This window comes from Aeromonas sp. ZOR0001 (genome assembly GCF_000801015.1).
GTDB lineage: Bacteria > Pseudomonadota > Gammaproteobacteria > Enterobacterales > Aeromonadaceae > Aeromonas > Aeromonas veronii.
In genome coordinates this window covers 32,358-35,132 of record NZ_JRJY01000079.1, presented here as the reverse complement: position 1 = coordinate 35,132, position 2,775 = coordinate 32,358, and the positions used below count along the sequence as shown (strand labels likewise).

Sequence of the window (2,775 nt, the reverse complement as noted above, 5' to 3'; positions counted from 1 at the left end):
GCTGGGCCCGAAACAGGCGATGCTGCCTGCCAGCCCAGCGCAAGCCGCCACCGAGACAGCCCCCGTTGCCGACGACGGCTGGCTGCGCTGCGAGGTGGTGGTGGATAACCCCCACGGCCTGCATGTGCGCCCCGCCGCCCGACTGGTGGCCGCCCTCAAGCCCTTTGCCGCTGAACTCAAGCTGCAAAAGGGGGATAAAGAGGCCAATCCCCGAAGCCTGACCCGGCTCGCCATGCTCAACGTGCGTCAGGGCGACCAGCTCACCCTGCTGGCGCGCGGCGAGGATGCCACCGCCGCCATGGCCTGCTTCCAGCAGCTGGCCTTTGATCGCTTCGGCGACTGACGCCACTGTTTCAAGGGGCTGCACTCGCTCGCTGAGCCAGTGCAGCTTCATTCAAGACGAAGGAGTCCCCGGCACAGCCGCCCCTTCGCCCCGATTCTTAATTCATAAAGAGAGAGGGATAGAATATGGACCGCATTATCATCAGCCCCAGCAAATACGTACAAGGCAACGGGGCCCTCGCCAATATCGGCAACTACGTCAAAGCGCTCGGCAGCAAGCCACTTATTCTGGCCGACGCCTTCGTCACCAAGCTGGTCGGCGATACCGTGGCTACCAGCTTCCACGGCGCGGGGATCAAGCCCGAGTTCGACTGCTTCAACGGCGAGTGCTCCCGCCCCGAGATCGACCGCCTGCTGGCCCGCTGCAAGCAGACCCCGTTTGACGTCATCATCGGCATCGGCGGCGGCAAAACGCTGGATACCGCCAAGTCGGTCGCCTTCTACCAGAAGGTGCCGGTGGTCATAGTGCCGACCATCGCCTCCACCGATGCCCCCACCAGCGCGCTGGCGGTCATCTACACCCCGGAGGGGCAGTTCAGCGAATACCTGATGATCCCGACCAACCCCAACATGGTCATCATGGATACCGGCGTGGTCTCCCGCGCCCCGGTGCGGCTCTTGGTCTCCGGCATGGGGGATGCGCTCTCCACCTACTTCGAGGCGCGCGCCAACAAGGTCTCCGGTTGCCAGACCATGGCCGGTGGTGCCTCTATGCTGGCGGCGCAGGCCATTGCCGAGCTCTGCTACAAGACCCTGCTGGCCGATGGCTACAAGGCCAAGCTGGCGGTGGAACAGGGGCTCTGCACCAAGGCGGTGGAGAACATCATCGAGGCCAACACCTACCTGAGCGGTATCGGCTTCGAGAGCAGCGGGCTGGCCGCCGCCCACGCCATCCACAACGGTCTGACCCAGCTGGCCGAGTGTCACCACCTCTACCACGGTGAGAAAGTGGCGTTCGGTACCCTGGTGCAGCTGGTGCTGGAGAATGCGCCGATGGCGGAGATCGAAACTGTGCTGGCCTTCTGCCGTTCGGTGGGCCTGCCGACCAACCTCCATATGATGGGGGTCAAGGAGCTGGATATGGCGCGCCTGATGGAGGTGGCCAAAGCCTCAACCGCCGAGGGCGAGACCATCCACAATATGCCATTCAAGGTCACCGCCGAGGATGTGCTGGCGGCCATCGTCACCGCCCACCAACTGGGGCTGTAGCAGCGCCACCACTGACCTTGCCATATAAAAACGGCCCCGCAACTGCGGGGCCGTTTCGTTTTCTACGGGCCGGTTTGCAACGGCCTCAATAGCCATCAGCCGTGATAGTCGGCGGGATCGATCTCGAGCAGTTTGAGCCGCCGCCACAGGGTAGTGCGGCTGATACCAAGATGTTGGGCCATCTGGCTCACCTGCCCCTTGCAGGCATGGGCGCAGCGCAAAATGGCTTGGCGCTCCAGCTCCGCCAGGGTGAGCAGCGGCTGCCCCACCACCTCATCCGCTACCCGCTGATAACCGTGCCGAATGGCGGCGGGCAGCGCCTCGGGCGGGATCGGCCCCTGACCGGCGTGTAGCAGGGCATGCTCGACGGCGCTACGCAGCTCCCCCAGATTGCCGGGCCAGGGATAGGCGAGCAGACAGTCGAGGGCCGCCGGACTGAACTGGCGTACCGGCTCGCGCCCCTGCGCCGCCAACTGCTGGCTGATAAGGCCCGGCAAATCCGCCGCGCGCTCACGCAATCCCGGCAGCCACAGCTCGCACGCCTGCAAGGCATAGAGCAGCTGGCGGCCAAACAGCCCCTCCTGTACCAGCTGCTCCAGCGGGGCGCTGCTGGTGGCGATGATCCGCACCTTGAGCGGCAGGATGCGGGCCGAATCGAAGCGCTGAATGCGGCCTGTCTTGAGCAGTTGCAGCAGCGCCGCCTGCATGGGGGCAGAGAGACACTCCACCTGCTCCAGCACCAGGGTGCCACCGTGGGCCAGCTCGAACTTGCCCGCCCGCTCCTGCCCCGCCTCGTCGGAACCCATCAACTCCAGCGCCATCCGCTCGCTCGGCAGCGCCTTGCAGTTGAGGGTAATAAGCGGCCCGGCGGCCCGCTCACTGCCAAAGTGGATCGCCTCCGCCAGCTGGGCCTTGCCCACCTCCTCCTCACCGCGCAGCAGGATCGGCCCCTGACTCTGGGCCGCCTGCCGGGCGTAGCGCAGCAGCTTGCGCATGGCGCTCGATTCCCCCACCAGTGCCGACAGCTCGGGCACCGTCTGGCGCAGATGGTGAATGGCCCGCAGCCGATCGACCGGGTGCAGCAGGGCAATAAAGCTGACCCCCTCCGGCCCCGGCAGCGGCTTGAGGCTCACCAGCGCATTGATAAACTCCCCCTCCTGAGCGCCAAGCCGCTCCAGCGTCACCTCCACATGGCTGAGCGGCGTCTGCCCCCTGATGGCCAGC

General features: G+C 65.7%; 3 protein-coding genes. 2 read left to right on the top strand and 1 reads right to left on the bottom strand.

Annotated features, from left to right (window positions below):
• Together L972_RS21865 and L972_RS09810 are read left to right on the top strand one after the other, a co-directional pair.
• Window positions 1–343, top strand: a 343-nt coding sequence (locus L972_RS21865) for an HPr family phosphocarrier protein (RefSeq protein ID WP_047437930.1), incomplete at its 5' end; no start/stop codon positions are given.
• 125 nt (window positions 344–468) lie between these two features.
• Window positions 469–1,551 carry a glycerol dehydrogenase gene (locus L972_RS09810; RefSeq protein ID WP_047437875.1) on the top strand — a complete coding sequence of 361 codons (1,083 nt, stop codon included), beginning with the start codon at window positions 469–471 and terminating at the stop codon, window positions 1,549–1,551.
• 95 nt (window positions 1,552–1,646) lie between these two features.
• Here L972_RS09810 and L972_RS21860 read toward each other — a convergent pair.
• A partial coding sequence (locus L972_RS21860) for a sigma 54-interacting transcriptional regulator (protein WP_047437926.1) occupies window positions 1,647–2,775 on the bottom strand: 1,129 nt, incomplete at its 5' end.

Bases quoted from the DNA above. Each gene is read 5' to 3' on its own strand.
- L972_RS09810 (WP_047437875.1), top strand. From the start codon at position 469: ATGGACCGCATTATCATCAGCCCCAGCAAATACGTACAAGGCAACGGG.